The following is a 15,904-nucleotide window of genomic DNA, read 5'->3' on the forward strand; positions in this document are numbered from 1 at the left end:
ATTAAGTTTGGCCTTTTTCATGATTATATGATAACGATCAGGTAACAATGTGTTAATATCGAAACTTAAGTGATCAGCGAAACGTAACTTTATAAGAGGGTTACGACCATGTTCAGGAAAGCGCTATTTATACTCAGCTTAATGATCTGCTTCCTAAGCAGATCTTCCGCAGAAGGCGGGAGTGACCAATACTGTTTTGAATTTTATGAAAGCACGTATAATCTTGAAGTAGACCGTTCTGTCCATATCCTGTCTCCGCTTGAACTTAAGCCTTCCTCCATCACAGCGTTTTACACTTTACTCAATGGCAGCAAATATCAGCCCATCGTCGACTCCATGCTCGCTTACCGCGCGCGCTACCAGTTAAACGACTGGCTTTATTACCAGCTCATCAGAAGAATTTCGCAGCAGATCAGCCCAAAAGCCGAAAACTATACCCGATACACTTTATACAAATGGTTTTTCTTAAGCAAATCAGGCTATGATGCCCGCCTGGCGATCGCAGGCGATAAGATCATCTTCTATGTCTATAATGACGAAGACATTGCCGATATACCCTTCTTTATGGTGGATAATAAGAAATACATGTGTTTGAATATCCACGATTATCCCAAAGCAGATCTTCACAAGAATCCACCTTTACCGGTGCGGATTAACCTGCCCGATGCAACTCGCTCTTTCTCGTACAAGATTACAAGGCTTCCCGACTTCAAGCCAGAGAATTATAAGGTAAAGAAGATCGAATTCAGGTACAAGCAGAAGACCTTCCATTTCGCCGTGAAACTGAACCCCGAGATTGAAAAGATATTTGCAAACTATCCATCAGTAGATTTCGAGTCTTACTTCAATATCCCCTTAAGCAAGGGAACCTATGGCTCTCTTATTCCGATGCTTAAGCAAAACGTCGATGGGATGAGTCAAAAGAAAGGTGTCGATTATCTGATGCGTTTTACCCGCTACGCCTTCCTGTATGAAGATGATGAAGAGAACTTCGGAAAAGAGAAGAGGCTCTCGGCCGAAGAAACACTGTTTGCCAAGTACAGCGATTGTGATGATCGTGCAGCCCTGTTTTTCTATCTGGTGAAGGAGATTTACAATCTACCCATGATAGCCGTGCTTTATCCTACCCATATAACGATGGCAGTCCGTTTCGACAAAGCCATCGGGAAGCCTATTATCTATGAAGGTAAGGCCTACAGCATCTGTGAGCCAACCCCGCAAGAAGAGAATCTTCAAATCGGCCAAATCTCCAGGAAGCTAAAAAACTTGCCGTATAAGATAGTGTACCAATACGAACCCCCGAGTTTTTAAAATCCGCCGTTTGTTTTTTTCATGACTTAGCTATCTTAGCTAAATACAGCTAAAGAAAATCCCCATGAATAGATTACAGCAGGCATTCGAACTGTTTGACAAATACAATAAGCAAAGTCCTGAACAGGTCGTATGGAACGGCGAGACTTTTCCTTCGGAGTACTTTTATGCAGTCGAACTTTATAACTGGGTTCGTAAGATTCAACCTGATGCGAACGAGTATCTGCTTCTAGCCTCAAGAAGTCAGCATATCGGCAGATGGGAAATTCCAAGGAGCGATTATCCAGAAGGGCGGACCGGATATCTCAAATGGAGAAGTGATCTTGGAAAATTCCACGCCCAAAAAGCAGGTGAGATTCTGCAAGGAGCAGGTTATAGTCCTGAAGAAGTGGAGCGCGTTCAGCAGATCATACAAAAGCAGCGGCTCAAGCTGGACGCCGATGTTCAGACAATCGAAAATGCGCTTTGTCTTGTCTTTCTGGAATTCCAGTATGACGACCTGATCCGGAAGCTAAGCGAAGAAAAGATGATCAACGTGTTGCGGAAGACCTGGAAAAAGATGAGTAAAGCCGGACATGATGCCGCGCTGCAGTTGCAGTATAGTCCGGAAGGATCCGACCTTATCGCAAAAGCACTTCAGGAATAAACAGTCTGAGATCAGAATCTGAACCTCTTCCTCATCCAGATAAGGAGAAGGACACCCGCTATGGTAAGTAGTATTTTCAGCAGCATTTCAAACAAATACTTGTGCGTTTGTTTCTAAAGGTATAAAATATTATCCTAAAAGAAATGCTGCTGAAATTAGACTGGACAAAGGTGTTGGTGGGCGAAGAAGACTGGCCCTTTTTGCTGGAGATCGGCGTCCGTACATTCGCCATGTACGTCATCATTTTAATCGGCTTACGCCTGCTGGGGAAGCGGGGAGTTGGCCAGCTTTCCGTTTTTGAGCTGGTGGTTATTATTAGCCTCGGATCTGCCGCCGGTGACCCTATGTTCTACAAAGAGGTGGGAATGCTCGTCCCGGTTGTGATCTTCACGATAGTAGTTGGCTCCTACAGACTTACTACATACCTGACTGCCAAGAGTAGTGATTTCGATGCGCTCATCGAAGGCAAAGCTACCTACCTCATTCGCGAAGGCGAGTTTTCCATAGGCAACTTTAGTAAAGAAGGACTAGCGTATGATGAGTTCTTTTCTGAGCTCAGGCAGTACAGTATATCCCATCTCGGTCAAGTCGAGACTGCGATCATCGAAACCTCGGGCAACATAAGCGTCTATTTCTATCCGGATGAGAACGTACGCTATGGATTGCCTATCCTCCCGGAGCTGTTCGATCAGGCGACCGTAAAAATCACTAAAGCGGGTATCTATGCCTGCACGTTCTGCGGAAACGTCGAAAATCTGGAACCATCAGATGTCTGTAGTTGCAAACGGTGCAACCGGGAAAGCTGGATCAAGGCAATAGACTCAAGAAGAGTTAAATAGGGGGTGCTTAATGAACTTCTCGTATAACAAAAGTCTTGTTGTTCAGTTCCACAGAATCACCCGACTTTTTGCCCAACATTAACCTTCCAATTGGGGAGTTAGCAGATACTGCATAAACGGGTTTTCCCCCGACCATCAATTGCCCAGCGCTGATACTGATATAAAAATCAGCTCCTGATGTAACTACGAAACTGCCTTGCTTTATAGCATCTGACGCAGTTTCCGGATTGAACCGATCAAGTGTCATACGCAGCTTTTTCGCTTCCATAAGCTGCTGGGCATTCCGCGAAATCTCCTGCTGCATCATTTCTCTAGTGGTCTCATACTTATCGCCCGCACTGCTCTTTGTGTCATTAACTGAGGCCTCGTGTGAAGCTTGCAGCGCATTTTCAATAGAGGATATCCGCTCATCGGCATACCTGACGCACTCTTCATACAAAACTTTCTTGATCTCTTGCATTATCGCACTTAGCTAAATTCGAAACCGCTAAAGTTAAATAATTAGATCACATCTTAGGAATACAAGAAATGCTATCTTTATCGAAACTCGTAACCAGTTATTATGACCTTTTGCCGGTTTATCTTCTTACTGATCGTAACGTCGTTTTGTATTCAAACGGCCCGCGCTCAAAAGATGAAGACCGTGAGTGGTTTCCTGACGGACGATTCTAACGGCGAAAGGCTTGCGACAGCGCTGGTTAGCGCCGGGGCCACGACTATTGCTGCCAATGCCTACGGTTATTATTCCATATCCATCCCTGTCAGTACCAAAACACTGAAGTATTCCTGCCTCGGGTACACCCCGGTAGAGCATCAGCTGCATACAGCTGGAGATACCGTAATCAACGTCAGCCTTTCGTTCCTGCCTAACATGATCTCAGAGGTGGTTATTGATGTATCGGGTAATACAGCTTCAGACAGAGCTGCCAAAGCACTTAATATGAACGCGGTAAAACTGCTCCCGTCTTTTCTGGGAGAAGCAGACCTGATCAAGTCTTTTCAGCTGCTGCCAGGGGTAACCAGCATTGGTGACGGAGCCTCCGGCTTTAACGTAAGAGGAGGAGGAGTGGACCAGAACCTGGTACTTTTGGATGAAGCGCCATTATATTTCACCTCTCATTTGTTTAACCTGTTTTCAGTAGCAAATCCTGATGCCGTAATGGATGCTGTTTTATACAAGTCCGAAATACCTGCAAGATACGGGGGACGCCTATCTTCTGTTCTCGATACCCGCTTGAGGGACGGTAATAATCAGCACTGGCAGGCGGCGGGAGGTATTGGGCTGATTGCGAGTCGCCTCACACTGGAAGGGCCATTAAAAAAGGATAAAAGTGCGATACTCATCAGTGCCAGGAGATCGTATACAGACGTCATTACGCGTCAGTCATCGAATCCCGATATCAAAGACAATTCTATTTATTTCTACGACCTGAACACCAAAATTAACTTTCCTTTAGGCCAGAAGAACCGTATTTTTTTATCCGGATACCTAGGGAAAGACAAAATCGAGTCAGCAGAAGACTTCATGCTCCAATGGGGCACCGGAACCGGAACCCTGCGTTGGAACCATGTGTATAGCAATAAGTTGTTTTCCAACTTCAGCCTGATATTTTCCGATTACCGCTACCGGCTTGGATCCATGAGCGAACCCTCATCCAGCTTTATCTGGAAAGCATCGATACGTGATTATACCGCCAAAAATATTTACAACTGGTATGCGGGTAGTGGAAGCACCGTAACTTTTGGCGCCGAGTCTGCTCTGCATGTTTTCAGTCCCGGGTCGGCGACACCTGAAGGTTCCGCGTCCATATTTCAACCGGTACGAATGAAGGGGCAGCGCTCCGCTGATTACAGTCTCTTCTGGAATCATGAGCTTAGGCCGGCGAACTGGCTCAGTATTGAATATGGCGCAAGATATACCGCATTTCAAACTATTGCTACGGATTCCATAGTGGTGTACGATTATGAAGGGAAAGCTGGTTCCCGTAGAGATCCGGTTAACCCACGGGCGTATGAAGATGGCAAGGCAATAAAATGGTATCACAGTCTACAGCCTCGGCTGTCGCTTATCCTGAAAAGTGGCGAATCTTCCACATGGAAGGCCTCCTATATTCAGACTGTTCAGAATTTGCACCTTATATCAAACAGCCTTTCCACCAGTCCGCTTGATATGTGGACACCAAGTTCATACAATATCAAGCCCGAACGGGCAGTACAGTACTCTGTCGGATTTTCGAATCGCCCCATCCATTCGCCATACAAGTTCAGTGCGGAAGCCTATTACCGAAAGCTCAGCAACCAGCTCGACTTCGTAGACGGTGCCGAAACTTTACTCAATGAGCATCTGGAAGGAGACATACTCTCGGGTGCAGGCAGGGCCTATGGAACGGAGCTGCAAATTGAGCGAACCTCTGGGAAAATAACCGGTTGGATCAGCTATACGCTCAGCAGAACGGAACGCAAAATAGAGGGCATCAACAGCAACCAATATTATCCGGCAAAACACGATAAAACCCATGCGTTGTCAGCTGTTGCTATATATCGCATGAGTTCTCGCATTCTCTTATCTGCAACCTATAGCGCTGCCAGCGGAACGCCCGCAACCCTGCCGTCCTCCCGTTATGAGTTCAGTGGATATACCGTACTTTATAATCCCGGGAATGCCAGAAACAATTATCGCATCCCGTCTTATCACCGCCTGGACTTATCGGCGACTTTTAAAAACAAGACCAAACCAGAGGCTAAAACGAGTAGTGAGTGGGTTATATCAGCCTTCAACGCTCTTAACCGCAGAAATGCGTTTTCTATGTATCTTCGACAGAAAGAAAATCAGCCTTTGGACCTGGAAGCTGTCCAGTATTCTATGCTCGGGATGATTGTGCCCTCTGTTACCTGGAATTTTAAATTCTAAATATGCGACTGACACGAATAATCATCCTCTTCTTGTTTACGGCTATTCTTGCCGCATGCGAACGGGTGCTTGATATCGAAATAAGGGAAGAACAGCCCGTATTGGTAATAGAAGGCTCCCTAACTACTAAACGAGAGCCACATACCGTCAAACTTTATTATACCCGCCCGGTTATTGCAGGCACGGCAGCCTCCGTAGTCAGTCAGGCTTTCATAACGCTTAAGGACAATGTCGGCAACATCGAGACCCTCAGGGAATTAGGAAATGGTGTTTACGAAATCAGCAATATGCGGGGAAGAGAGGGACGCACTTATACGCTGTCTGTGGCCTTCGGCGATAATACATACGAAGCAATATCGACGATCCCAAGACTGAGCATGGAAGCCGATACGCTCGAATTCAAGTATAAGAACAAACAGTTATTATATCCGGAGGAAGGCTACTATCCTTTTATAGGCGGACAAGATTTAGATGGACTTGGTGACTTTACCCAATACAAAATATTCCGGAACGGAAAGTTCCTTAACAAAGCGAAAGAAATAAACCTGTTCCGGGACAAATACGTCGATGGCAACCGAATCGGGAACTATGAGCTGGAAATTGACAGTCCATTCGTTTCCGGAGACCATATCAGGATAGAGGCCTGGTCCTTGACAGAAGCCCACTACAATACCTTGGCAGACATTCGGGAACAGCTCAGCAACAGTGGACTGTTCGCAAGTCCCCTTCCCAATGTCCGATCCAACATCCGAAAAGTCAATCCCGCCAGCGCCAGCGTAACTGGCTTTTTCGGGACATCCTCCGTCAAATCGGTTGAACGATACGTTCCATGACCATTAATATGGCCGGGGCTATGAACCTTTTGCATTATCCTTTTGCCATACAAGCCGGTTCTTTACGCATTTAGGGCAAAAATAATTGCGAATAGGGAGGAAGGGCAAAAGCTTTTTCAGGACCCAGGGTCTAGGACTTTGATAATGAAAAGGGGTGTTACACTTAGGACACTTATAATCTCGATATGACATTCTGATTGGTCAAACAACAAAATTACCAAAATGTGCTACCGAAACAGTAATTTTTTGTAAACTTTACGTTATGAACCTAAAAACCGTGAAATTCCTTCTCGCAACGGTGTTAATACTGATCGGTCAGACCGTATTTTCACAAAATTCACCTGCGCCGTTAAAGCTCGTAGAAATTCTTCTGACACCGGATCATGCCGATTGGAACTACCGGGCAGGAGAGAATGCACAGGTTAAGGTTACGGTGTTAAAATACGGAGTTCCGATAAATGAGGCTGAGGTAGAATATTCGTTTGGGCAGGAGATGATGGAGCCCGAAGTAACTCGGCGCCTGAAGTTGAATGACGGGCAGGGAATCATTAATATAGGTACCAGTACTCAACCGGGTTTCAGACAGCTGAAGGTCAAAGCAAAACATAATGGCGTAGCCTATGATGGCCAGGTCAAACTCGCCTTTTCCCCGGAAAAGATAGAAGCAACTACAGCCTTACCGGCTGACTTCAACGAGTTTTGGAAGCAGAATTTAGAAGAAATCACGAATGTCGCTTTAAGTCCCGTAGTCGAACACTTACCTACACACTCAACAAATACCGTTGACGTCTTTTTAGTTACCATCCAGATCAATGCAAAGGGTCAGAGGCTTTTCGGCTACCTCTGCAAGCCAAAGAAAGCGGGAAAATATCCTGTACTTTTCTCTCCGCCGGGAGCGGGAGTAAAGCCATTCGCTCCGAATACTTCTTTTGCAGATCAGGGCTTTATCAGCTTCACAACTGAAATTCACGGCATCTCACCGGTGCTTGATGCAACGGCTTACCGCAGCATCAGTTCGGCCTTTGGAGACTATTGGCTGAACAACCTCCATAGTCGCGACACCTATTACTACAAAAAAGTCTATCTCGGCTGTGTACGGGCCATAGACTATCTCTGCAGCCTGCCGGAATTTGATGGCGAGAACGTGGCGGTTACCGGCGGCAGTCAGGGAGGGGCACTAGCCATTGTTACCGCAGCCCTGCATCCGCAAGTCAAGTGCCTGGTGTCGTTTTATCCTGCGCTATCAGACATTAACGGCTATTTGCAGAACAGGGCAGGAGGATGGCCACATATGCTGAATCCCTCCAATGGCAAAGTAAACAACCGCCCTGAAAACCTGCTTACCATCGGCTACTATGACGTCGTCAACTTTGCGAGACAAATCAAAGTACCCGGATTTTATTCATGGGGTTACAACGACAACACTTGTCCGCCTACCTCCGTATACGCTGCTGTTAATTCAGTAAAAGCGCCCAAGACGCTAAGTATAACGCCCATTTCCGGGCATTGGAGATTTGAAGAAACCAATCGCGAATCGCTCAGCTGGATTAAAAAGCAGCTAAAGTTAGTCGAGACCAGGAGCGAGTAGGTCCGGGTTGACTTCCCCTTCGTTAGACTCCGTAATTTTGCTCAGGTTGTAGGTCATGATTCCATTATGATCTATTGCCTTTATCAGCCCTTTCTCATATAAGCTCTTGAGCACTACTTCAGTCATTGCGGCTAGCTGAGGATCTGCACTTCCGGGTTGAAGCTCCTCAAGCCTGGCGAAGACATCTTCAGCGCTTCCTTCTCCAAGTTGAGCAAGAGCAAAGATGATTTTGCTTTCCTGAGTATCGGCAGTTTCATAAGAAGAAGGAATGGAGAGAGGTTTGTACTCCTCGCGAAAGTTTTCATCAGATTGTATCATTTCTTATCGTTTTAAAGGGAACGCCAAGGGGTATCAAATTGTTTAAGTTCCGCGCCTGGCGCTGATAAGACTTGCAGACAGCACACCCACCAATACCGCTGCAGCCAGGATGTACTTACGATGAGCTCTCGGCTTGCCGGCCACACCCCATCCGCCATGTGCACTGGTACCGAACGGCAGGGGATTGAAAATATTCCCGCTAGTAAGCTCTGTGGAATCAGCAGTCTTCAGGTAAGTGCGGATAACCTTTGCCGTTACACCTGCCGTCAGTTTCGGCATAAGCGAATGCGCAAGCCGCAACAGCGTCGATACGCTACCTACCGTCACGGAGGATCTTGGATTCAGCGCCAGAGACACCGCTGCCTGGGCAAGACGTATAGGATCATAGACCGGAGGTGCAGGTCTCAGAACCTTACCGGTATAGTTCGCAGCGTGCCGAATACCGGGTGTATCCAGGAAAGCCGGAAACAGATCACATACATGGATCTCCTTCCAATCCTGTAGTTCAGCTTTTAATGCTTCGGAAAAGCCACGCAAACCAAACTTACTCGCCGTGTAGGACGTACCCATGGGAACTGGCAGGAACCCGCCAATAGAAATATTGTTTATCAGGATGCCTTTGCCCTGTTTCTTAAAGTACGGGATGACGGCGTGAGCACCCGATAGGAAACCCAGGAGATTTGTTTGAATAACCTGGGTATGCACTTCCAAAGGTACCTTGTCAAACTCTCCGGCAGTTAAAACTCCGGCGTTATTTACCCAGACGTCAATTTGTCCTCCAAAAATAAAGGCATCGTTTGCAAGACCGATAACCGCTTTTGGGTCCGAGACATCAGCTACAACAATCAGTACCATAGATCCAAGTGCGCGGCATTCTTCCGCAAGTTCCGAAAGCGCCGACTCGTTTCTGGCGGTCAGCACCAAACGCGCCTTGTGACGAGCAAATTCAAGTGCCATGGCACGACCAGCGCCGGAAGAGGCTCCGGTGATGACAACGGTTAGATTATTTAATGATTTAATTTCTCTCATTAACTGTAACGTTTATATTCGTGTATCCGGCAACAAACAACAAGGTCGCATAACTAAATGTCTGTAGACGAAACCATACGCCGGTCCACCTGTTCATTTACACATATGCGAGAATTCAGTGCAGAAGAGTTCATTAAAGAACCCTATACCTGGCTTATCACCGGGAAAGTTACAGGTATAACAATAGCCGTGTACATTGGTTCTGAAAATTTCAGAACGCTTGATAATGAATTGCAGTTCTACGTATCCACGGAGCAAGACACCGTCTACTTCCAGACCGTCCAATACAGACACCAGAAACAATCCTATATCGTTGCGGGAATAGAATGGTTTATTGCAGGTCATCTGGTACCGATCTCACCACTGCGGCCATATTAACCCAATTTGTCTATTTCGCAAACAAATAATCTCTGGCAGGCTTTATAAGTTATGAGAAAATTGAAAGGTATTATATCCGGACTAGCTGGCGCCCTGGCTGTTAATATTCTCCACGAAACTATCAGAAGATACGACAGCAAGGCTCCCAGGATCGACTTAATCGGAAAAGAAGCGTTAACTAAATCCTTGTCGGGTATAGGCGTAAACCCGCCTGAAGGTAAGAATCTTCATCAGGCGACTCTGGCGGGAGATATAGTCAGCAACACATTATACTATAGCCTTATCGCTTCCGGAGACATTAATAAGAAATGGATGAGAGGAGTGATGCTTGGTGCTTCAGCAGGACTGGGAGCGCTGAAACTACCCAAACCTATGGGTCTGGATGACACACCTGTAACAAAAAACAGAAAGGCCGAGGTGTTAACCGTACTGTATTATACATTCGGCGGATTAGTAACCGCCGCCACATACGCACTGTTAACCAGAAAATAACAGCGCAAAAAAAGCGGCAGGAAATCCTGCCGCTAAATAACTATTGATAATCGCGGTGTGTAGTTTTAGGTCCGCCGTACTGCTCCTTGAACTGATCGGTATATTTCTTTGCCTGATTCATCCACTCAGGAGCCTTTTCATTTATGTCGTCCATAAATGACTTTCCATCCGGACGTTTCTTTGTTGCATACTTGACACCTGCAGCTACTGCAGCACCAAGAACTATATATCTTAATAATCCCATAACTTGTTTATACTGCAATTAATACAATATTCATTCCAGTTAATTCAGATGTCCGCAGATTGGATGTAAACTGTTACATTAGCGCTTTTTAACAAGAAAAATTATAAACATCCATGATTACCATAAGCAACTTTCAGGATTTTGAACAGTATAAAGGACAGGAGCTGGGCATATCGGCCTATCATAAGATCACTCAGGATCAAATAAATAAGTTCGCTGAAGCTACTCTCGATCGCCAGTGGATTCACACTGATCCGGAACGTGCGGCTCAGGAAAGTCCGTTTAAGGCTACCATTGCGCACGGCTATCTTACACTTTCACTAATCCCTTATTTATGGCAGCAGATTGTGTCTATCCAGAACCTGAAAATGGAGATCAACTACGGTGTGGAAAGTCTCCGCTTTGGTCAGGCCGTACGCGTCGATAGCGAAGTAAGGCTCAAGGCAAAATTGTCGGATATCGTAAACCTGCGCGGAACAGTAAAAGCCACAGTAGAGGTGACCCTCGAAATCAAAGACGAGAAGAAATCCGCCTTTAACGGAGAGGCCGTTTTTCTATACCATTTCCATTCCTGATCAATCAGCTAAATCGTAAATACAAGTTTTAAAACTATCGTAGTGCTTAAATGTTAGACAGATATGGAACTTTTAAAATTTGGAAACAGAATAAAAACCTCGAACGGCCAGGAAGGAACCGTGCAGGAAGATCAGGAAGCTAATTCAGACGAAGTCAAGGTAATGATTGACGGAGAAGAAACAGCCAGTGTGCTCAAGGCAAAGGACCTGGAGAAGGTATCAGATCACCTATAATTAAAGAGATATGGAAGAGAAACGCAATGATTCAACTTCCCTTCGCCCTGAAGGCGAGCGCCTGCTGGATGCAGAGCTCGTCAGCATTGACCTGTATGACCTGAATGAGCAGATACAGCGGGAAACAGCATGGCTGGAGGGCGACCGTACAGCTATAACCGTGTTTAAAACGGATGGTATGCGTATCGTGCTGATCGCTTTGCACGCAGGGGCGGAGATGAAACCGCATACCGCGCCCGGCGTTATCAGTGTTCAGGTGTTAAAGGGAAAAATCAACTTCGCAACCGATCAACATAACGAAGATCTGGAACCCGGACAGATGATTACCTTGCACAAACGTATTTCGCATCGTGTTAAAGCTTATGAAGACTCTTCATTCTTGCTTACCATGGCTACCCCCGGAGACACCGATCACTAAGAGAATTTCTATATTAACAGAAAAGGAAGCTAATCGCTTCCTTTTCTGTTTTGCTTCTATTTCTGTAAGCCGGCAAACGTTTTAAACTCTTCGGCTTCAACATAGCGCTTGAAGTTATTGATATCCTCTTTGATCATGTCTTCGAATACTCCATTGAACAATGAGGTGATTCCACGACCAACACTTCCGGCAGGAGGGAAGTAACTGATTTCAACCAGTAGCTCAGTACCCAAACCGTTAAGTGCATCACTGAACTCCACTTTACCGGCGTTGTCGATCATCGAACCTTCAATAGAACGCCAGCCGATATATGCGTTCTCTTCCTGACGTGTTACTTCCGCATTCCAGCTTAAGCTCACGATATTACCCGGCGTATTGGCAACCCAGTGAGATACATTATCACCGGTCTGCTCGACAGACTTAAGGTGTTTCATGAACTTTGGCAAATTGCTTACGTCACTCCAAAAGCGGTATAGCGTCTCCCTCGGAGCATTCACGATGAACCGTTCGGTAATATTGATCGCTTCGGGATCTGAAGTATCCTTACCGAGTCTGGTATAGACAGGACATACACCTGTCGCTCCGCGATAAAGCAAAACCCCGCCAACTGCCGCTTCCTGCAATGCAATGATGGGGTGGTGCCAGATGTTTTTCAATCCCTTATAAAAAATGAAGGCACCTGCCGCTATGGAAATAACGCGTTCAGTTGTGTCCACATTGGGTGTTCCGCTACTTTTTAGGAACGAATTGTTCAGCGTATCCGTTATTTTATCTGTAATGTTTTCCATTATGTATCTGTTTTCATACTTGAACATATACAATAACAACTTGTTTGTTGTTATTAGCTAAACATAGCAGAAGCCCTGTTCAGCTTAAATAAATAGTTCTAAATTTGGCGCAAGAATATGGACGAAAACACCAGACAACTAAGAACAGTTAATGTCACCCGCTACGTCATTCCCCTCCGGGAAGGAGGATCGCTTCCAGCTATCGCGGAAGCTGACGACGACTTTCTATACGTATTGAAGTTTAGAGGAGCCGGACAGGGTGTAAAAGCACTTACTGCTGAGTTAATCGGTTGTGAAATAGCCAGGGCACTGGGACTTCAGGTTCCCGAAGTGGTATTTGCCGAGCTGGATGAAGCATTTGGCCGCACGGAAGGAGACGAAGAAATTCAGGATCTGCTCAAGTTCAGCCGAGGGCTTAACCTTGCCCTGCACTATCTCTCGGGCGCTATTACCTTCGATCCCGTGGTGAATACGGTAGAGGCGCTTCTTGCTTCAGAGATCGTATGGCTGGATTGTCTGCTGACTAATGTCGATCGTACAGCCAGGAATACCAATATGCTGATGTGGCACAACGAGCTATGGCTGATCGATCATGGCGCATCCCTTTACTTTCACCACTCCTGGAGCAACTGGGAAGAACAGGCGCGAAAGCCTTTTGTACAGGTGAAAGACCATGTGCTGCTGTCGCAGGCCACCGAACTCGATGTTGTGAATGAAGCCTTTATCAAACTTCTGACTCCAGAGCTGATACAGTCTATCGTAGACCTTATTCCAGACGAGTGGCTATCTACAGAATCAGAGGAACAAGCCGGGCTGAACCGCCGTGTATATTATGATTTTTTACTAACCAGAATCGCAAATTCTGACATATTCGTTAAAGAAGCCCAAAATGCAAGACAGACACTTATTTGAGTATGCCGTAATCCGCCTTGTTCCGAGGGTCGAACGCGAAGAGTTTCTCAATGTCGGTGTGATTCTCTATTGTAAATCATTACGTTTTCTGGAAATGACCATGACCATCGACCCTAATCGTCTGCTGGCATTCGCTCCGGACCTGGACCTGAAGGTTGTTGAGCAGAATCTCCAAGCATTCGCTCGGATCTGCGCGGGCGGAAAAGATGGAGGCCCGATTGGACAGCAGCTGATAGCAGACCGCTTTCGCTGGATCACGGCCATGCGAAGCACCATCCTGCAAACTTCTCGGGTACATCCGGGCTTCTGTACCAATCCACAGCTCGCTTTAGAAAGACTGCACCGTGAGCTGGTACTATAAGAGAATCTGCGGGTATTATCCCGCAAATTCCCTTATCAGAGGCAACGTAAAGAAAAATTCAGAACCCTTCCCGTGTTCACTCTCCACCCAAATGCGGCCCTTATGCCTTTCAACGATCTCTTTGGTGATGAACAAACCAATCCCAAGACCGGAAATATGAGATGCCAGGCTTTCAACCCTAAAAAAGCGCGCGAATATATTTTCCAGTTGTTCTGTTTCTATACCAAATCCAAAGTCCTGAATACCCACCCGTACTTCCAGGTCAGTCTTTCTAACGCGGATAAGCACTTTCGAGGCATCAGGAGAGTATTTGATTGCGTTGGAAATTAAATTAATGATCACCTGCTCTATACGCTGCTTGTCAGCCTGCACCGGAAGCACAATACTGTCGCTGTCCAGTTCAATTTCATGCGTTTCAGATGTAAACTGAACAAGTTCAATAACCTCATGTAACAACGTCTGCAGGTCGAACGTCTCAAAATCAAGGTAAAGCTTTCCCGACTGTATCTTAGACACATCCAGCAAGTCTGATACCAGGCTCGAAATCTTATTCAACTGCTTTAGCGCTTTTTTAATGAACGCCCTGTTGAGTTCACCCGACTCGTTGCGTTCCAGGATCTGCAAGAATCCCTTCATGCTGGTCAGCGGGGTCTTCAGCTCATGACTGGCCAGGCCGATAAACTCGTCCTTCTTTGCATTGAGCGCCCTAACTTCCTCGTAGAGCTTGGCATTGTCCAGCGCCGTAGCTGCCTGAGCCGCTACGCCGGCAACCAGATTCTCCTGATTCCTGCTGAACATGGCAGGCCGCGAATGCCCGAATACAAGTCCCCCCACCACAACGTTACCTTTCGTCGTGACAGGAACAACCAATAAGCTCGAAACCTGCATGCTCACCTTCAGTAAGTCAAAAAGCGGAGCATGATTTAGATAACGTTCATCTTTTCTAATTTCCTCAATCCGGACGATCTTTCCTCCCAGAAAAATACTATCAAATAGCGCCCTAAACTCCGCTGATCCAAAGCCTTCTACAGATCCAACAGCTGCAGCGGAAGTCGCGAATAGTTGAATCGCATTGCCAATGCCGTCCTTTGTATTGTAGTAAAAAGTTCCGAATTCTGCTCCTGTCAGCTGTGTAGTAGCATCCGTAACCTTCTGAAGGATCATCTCCGCCTCAAGACCTTCCGAAATGGCCTTTCCGATAGTGTTCAAAACGGCAAGATCAGTCGCGTGGCGCTTAATCGCTCGCTCTGCTTCCTTATTTTTAGTTATATCACGCGCAATCTTTGATGCGCCTATAATATTTCCGTCCTTATCCTTAACAGGGGAGATAGTGAGTGATACGGCTATTTTCCGACCGCCTTTACCAATCCGCACTGTTTCAAGGTGCTCTACCTTGATACCTCTTTTGATTTTGCTGATGATGTTGTCTTCTTCAGACAGACGTTCTTTGGGGATAAGAAAAGAAATATGCTCGCCTATAATCTCCTCTTCGGTATAGCCGAAGATTAACTCAGCCCCTTTATTCCAGCTGGTAATAAAGCCATCCAGCGTCTTGCTAAGAATAGCATCATCAGACGACTCAATTATGGCAGCCAGCATGGCCTGCTTCTCTTCCGCCACCTTCTGCACGGTGAGATCGTGAAAGATGTGGGACACGCCCAGCACTCTTCCCTGCGCATCTCTGATCAACGACGCTGTGAGCGATATATTAACTTTCTGATTGTTCTTGCTTAGCCGGATGGTTTGGTAGTGTTCCACTGAGCCGCCTGCGACCACTCTTTGGAAATCGGCCTTTTCGTCAAAGGCAAGCTCCTTTGGAATCATAAAATCTATATGTCTGTCAGTGACCTCGTCCGCCGTATAACCTAGGATCCTTGTAGCCGCAGAATTCCAGTGTATAATGTGCCCATTGATGTCCAGTGTAATGACTGCGTCATGCGCACTATTAAATATTGAAGACAAATCAAAGTCATTCAAGCTAATGAGTGGTTTATTAAAGTCCTCCATCAAAACAAATATATCCAATA

General features: G+C 46.1%; 19 protein-coding genes. 13 read left to right on the forward strand and 6 right to left on the reverse strand.

The features are described from left to right. Window positions 1-141 precede the first annotated feature (141 nt). The 3 genes from B0I27_RS13755 to B0I27_RS13765 all read left to right on the forward strand — a co-directional run bounded on the left by B0I27_RS13755 (window position 142) and on the right by B0I27_RS13765 (window position 2,796). Window positions 142-1,311, forward strand: coding sequence for a hypothetical protein (locus tag B0I27_RS13755; protein WP_106294527.1), 1,170 nt, complete (start codon window positions 142-144; stop codon window positions 1,309-1,311). A 64-nt stretch (window positions 1,312-1,375) separates the two neighbouring features. Next, on the forward strand, window positions 1,376-1,957 hold the full coding sequence (locus B0I27_RS13760) for a DUF4202 domain-containing protein (protein WP_106294331.1): 582 nt from the start codon (window positions 1,376-1,378) through the stop codon (window positions 1,955-1,957). Between the two features lie 143 nt (window positions 1,958-2,100). After that, window positions 2,101-2,796 (forward strand): DUF421 domain-containing protein, encoded by a 696-nt coding sequence (locus B0I27_RS13765; protein WP_106294333.1) that lies wholly within the window; start codon window positions 2,101-2,103, stop codon window positions 2,794-2,796. Window positions 2,797-2,803: 7 nt separating this feature from the next. Here B0I27_RS13765 and B0I27_RS13770 read toward each other — a convergent pair whose 3' ends face one another. Next, on the reverse strand, window positions 2,804-3,256 hold the full coding sequence (locus B0I27_RS13770; RefSeq protein ID WP_106294335.1) for a 3-oxoacyl-ACP synthase: 453 nt from the start codon (window positions 3,254-3,256) through the stop codon (window positions 2,804-2,806). A 174-nt stretch (window positions 3,257-3,430) separates the two neighbouring features. Here B0I27_RS13770 and B0I27_RS13775 point away from each other — a divergent pair, with 174 nt between their 5' ends. The 3 genes from B0I27_RS13775 to B0I27_RS13785 all read left to right on the forward strand — a co-directional run bounded on the left by B0I27_RS13775 (window position 3,431) and on the right by B0I27_RS13785 (window position 8,128). Next, window positions 3,431-5,707, forward strand: coding sequence for a TonB-dependent receptor (locus tag B0I27_RS13775; protein WP_181276788.1), 2,277 nt, complete (start codon window positions 3,431-3,433; stop codon window positions 5,705-5,707). A 2-nt stretch (window positions 5,708-5,709) separates the two neighbouring features. After that, complete coding sequence (locus tag B0I27_RS13780) at window positions 5,710-6,540, forward strand: DUF4249 family protein (RefSeq protein WP_106294339.1); 831 nt, start codon at window positions 5,710-5,712, stop codon at window positions 6,538-6,540. A gap of 262 nt (window positions 6,541-6,802) precedes the next feature. Beyond that, window positions 6,803-8,128, forward strand: a complete 1,326-nt coding sequence (locus tag B0I27_RS13785) for an acetylxylan esterase (RefSeq protein ID WP_106294341.1) — start codon at window positions 6,803-6,805, stop codon at window positions 8,126-8,128. Here the strand turns inward: B0I27_RS13785 and B0I27_RS13790 are convergent. Further along, a complete protein-coding gene (locus tag B0I27_RS13790; RefSeq protein ID WP_106294343.1) occupies window positions 8,105-8,446 on the reverse strand; it encodes a hypothetical protein in 342 nt (113 codons plus the stop codon). The genes B0I27_RS13785 and B0I27_RS13790 overlap by 24 nt on opposite strands. A 42-nt stretch (window positions 8,447-8,488) precedes the next feature. Continuing rightward, window positions 8,489-9,475: an SDR family oxidoreductase gene (locus B0I27_RS13795; RefSeq protein WP_106294345.1), complete on the reverse strand. Its 987-nt coding sequence runs from the start codon at window positions 9,473-9,475 to the stop codon at window positions 8,489-8,491. Window positions 9,476-9,580: 105 nt separating this feature from the next. Here B0I27_RS13795 and B0I27_RS13800 point away from each other — a divergent pair, with 105 nt between their 5' ends. Together B0I27_RS13800 and B0I27_RS13805 are read left to right on the forward strand one after the other, a co-directional pair. Next, window positions 9,581-9,853, forward strand: a complete 273-nt coding sequence (locus B0I27_RS13800; RefSeq protein ID WP_106294347.1) for a hypothetical protein — start codon at window positions 9,581-9,583, stop codon at window positions 9,851-9,853. 51 nt (window positions 9,854-9,904) lie between these two features. Further along, window positions 9,905-10,345 (forward strand): hypothetical protein, encoded by a 441-nt coding sequence (locus tag B0I27_RS13805; protein ID WP_106294349.1) that lies wholly within the window; start codon window positions 9,905-9,907, stop codon window positions 10,343-10,345. 40 nt (window positions 10,346-10,385) lie between these two features. On the opposite strand, the gene B0I27_RS13810 is transcribed toward B0I27_RS13805, so the two are convergent. After that, the gene (locus tag B0I27_RS13810) at window positions 10,386-10,589 is read right to left on the reverse strand and encodes a YtxH domain-containing protein (protein WP_106294351.1); all 204 of its coding nucleotides are present in this window, start codon (window positions 10,587-10,589) and stop codon (window positions 10,386-10,388) included. Window positions 10,590-10,702: 113 nt separating this feature from the next. Between B0I27_RS13810 and B0I27_RS13815 the strand changes: the two genes are divergently transcribed. The 3 genes from B0I27_RS13815 (at window position 10,703) to B0I27_RS13820 (ending at window position 11,816) form a co-directional block, all read left to right on the forward strand. Further along, complete coding sequence (locus tag B0I27_RS13815) at window positions 10,703-11,164, forward strand: MaoC family dehydratase (RefSeq protein ID WP_106294353.1); 462 nt, start codon at window positions 10,703-10,705, stop codon at window positions 11,162-11,164. A 63-nt stretch (window positions 11,165-11,227) separates the two neighbouring features. Next, window positions 11,228-11,398 carry a hypothetical protein gene (locus B0I27_RS17545; RefSeq protein WP_181276789.1) on the forward strand — a complete coding sequence of 57 codons (171 nt, stop codon included), beginning with the start codon at window positions 11,228-11,230 and terminating at the stop codon, window positions 11,396-11,398. 10 nt (window positions 11,399-11,408) lie between these two features. Beyond that, window positions 11,409-11,816, forward strand: coding sequence for a cupin domain-containing protein (locus tag B0I27_RS13820; RefSeq protein ID WP_106294355.1), 408 nt, complete (start codon window positions 11,409-11,411; stop codon window positions 11,814-11,816). A gap of 56 nt (window positions 11,817-11,872) precedes the next feature. Here B0I27_RS13820 and B0I27_RS13825 read toward each other — a convergent pair whose 3' ends face one another. Next, window positions 11,873-12,604 (reverse strand): SRPBCC family protein, encoded by a 732-nt coding sequence (locus B0I27_RS13825; RefSeq protein ID WP_106294529.1) that lies wholly within the window; start codon window positions 12,602-12,604, stop codon window positions 11,873-11,875. 117 nt (window positions 12,605-12,721) lie between these two features. Here B0I27_RS13825 and B0I27_RS13830 point away from each other — a divergent pair, with 117 nt between their 5' ends. Continuing rightward, complete coding sequence (locus B0I27_RS13830; RefSeq protein WP_106294357.1) at window positions 12,722-13,516, forward strand: HipA family kinase; 795 nt, start codon at window positions 12,722-12,724, stop codon at window positions 13,514-13,516. After that, on the forward strand, window positions 13,494-13,877 hold the full coding sequence (locus B0I27_RS13835; protein ID WP_106294359.1) for a DUF3037 domain-containing protein: 384 nt from the start codon (window positions 13,494-13,496) through the stop codon (window positions 13,875-13,877). Before B0I27_RS13830 ends, B0I27_RS13835 begins: the two co-directional genes overlap by 23 nt. 15 nt (window positions 13,878-13,892) lie before the next feature. On the opposite strand, the gene B0I27_RS13840 is transcribed toward B0I27_RS13835, so the two are convergent. Further along, window positions 13,893-15,884 carry a sensor histidine kinase gene (locus B0I27_RS13840; protein WP_106294361.1) on the reverse strand — a complete coding sequence of 664 codons (1,992 nt, stop codon included), beginning with the start codon at window positions 15,882-15,884 and terminating at the stop codon, window positions 13,893-13,895. Window positions 15,885-15,904 lie beyond the last annotated feature (20 nt).

It is taken from the genome of Arcticibacter pallidicorallinus (assembly GCF_003002875.1).
In the GTDB taxonomy this organism is placed as follows: Bacteria; Bacteroidota; Bacteroidia; order Sphingobacteriales; family Sphingobacteriaceae; genus Arcticibacter; species Arcticibacter pallidicorallinus.

What these genes read in the sequence shown, in the direction of transcription:
- B0I27_RS17545 (WP_181276789.1), top strand. Translation starts at nt 11,228, where the DNA reads ATGGAACTTTTAAAATTTGGAAACAGAATAAAAACCTCGAACGGCCAG.
- B0I27_RS13830 (WP_106294357.1), top strand. Translation starts at nt 12,722, where the DNA reads ATGGACGAAAACACCAGACAACTAAGAACAGTTAATGTCACCCGCTAC.
- B0I27_RS13765 (WP_106294333.1), top strand. Translation starts at nt 2,101, where the DNA reads ATGCTGCTGAAATTAGACTGGACAAAGGTGTTGGTGGGCGAAGAAGAC.
- B0I27_RS13840 (WP_106294361.1), bottom strand. Translation starts at nt 15,884, where the DNA reads ATGGAGGACTTTAATAAACCACTCATTAGCTTGAATGACTTTGATTTG.
- B0I27_RS13755 (WP_106294527.1), top strand. Translation starts at nt 142, where the DNA reads ATGATCTGCTTCCTAAGCAGATCTTCCGCAGAAGGCGGGAGTGACCAA.
- B0I27_RS13815 (WP_106294353.1), top strand. Translation starts at nt 10,703, where the DNA reads ATGATTACCATAAGCAACTTTCAGGATTTTGAACAGTATAAAGGACAG.
- B0I27_RS13775 (WP_181276788.1), top strand. Translation starts at nt 3,431, where the DNA reads ATGAAGACCGTGAGTGGTTTCCTGACGGACGATTCTAACGGCGAAAGG.
- B0I27_RS13835 (WP_106294359.1), top strand. Translation starts at nt 13,494, where the DNA reads ATGCAAGACAGACACTTATTTGAGTATGCCGTAATCCGCCTTGTTCCG.
- B0I27_RS13770 (WP_106294335.1), bottom strand. Translation starts at nt 3,256, where the DNA reads ATGCAAGAGATCAAGAAAGTTTTGTATGAAGAGTGCGTCAGGTATGCC.
- B0I27_RS13805 (WP_106294349.1), top strand. Translation starts at nt 9,905, where the DNA reads ATGAGAAAATTGAAAGGTATTATATCCGGACTAGCTGGCGCCCTGGCT.
- B0I27_RS13795 (WP_106294345.1), bottom strand. Translation starts at nt 9,475, where the DNA reads ATGAGAGAAATTAAATCATTAAATAATCTAACCGTTGTCATCACCGGA.
- B0I27_RS13800 (WP_106294347.1), top strand. Translation starts at nt 9,581, where the DNA reads ATGCGAGAATTCAGTGCAGAAGAGTTCATTAAAGAACCCTATACCTGG.
- B0I27_RS13785 (WP_106294341.1), top strand. Translation starts at nt 6,803, where the DNA reads ATGAACCTAAAAACCGTGAAATTCCTTCTCGCAACGGTGTTAATACTG.
- B0I27_RS13790 (WP_106294343.1), bottom strand. Translation starts at nt 8,446, where the DNA reads ATGATACAATCTGATGAAAACTTTCGCGAGGAGTACAAACCTCTCTCC.
- B0I27_RS13820 (WP_106294355.1), top strand. Translation starts at nt 11,409, where the DNA reads ATGGAAGAGAAACGCAATGATTCAACTTCCCTTCGCCCTGAAGGCGAG.
- B0I27_RS13780 (WP_106294339.1), top strand. Translation starts at nt 5,710, where the DNA reads ATGCGACTGACACGAATAATCATCCTCTTCTTGTTTACGGCTATTCTT.
- B0I27_RS13825 (WP_106294529.1), bottom strand. Translation starts at nt 12,604, where the DNA reads ATGGAAAACATTACAGATAAAATAACGGATACGCTGAACAATTCGTTC.
- B0I27_RS13810 (WP_106294351.1), bottom strand. Translation starts at nt 10,589, where the DNA reads ATGGGATTATTAAGATATATAGTTCTTGGTGCTGCAGTAGCTGCAGGT.
- B0I27_RS13760 (WP_106294331.1), top strand. Translation starts at nt 1,376, where the DNA reads ATGAATAGATTACAGCAGGCATTCGAACTGTTTGACAAATACAATAAG.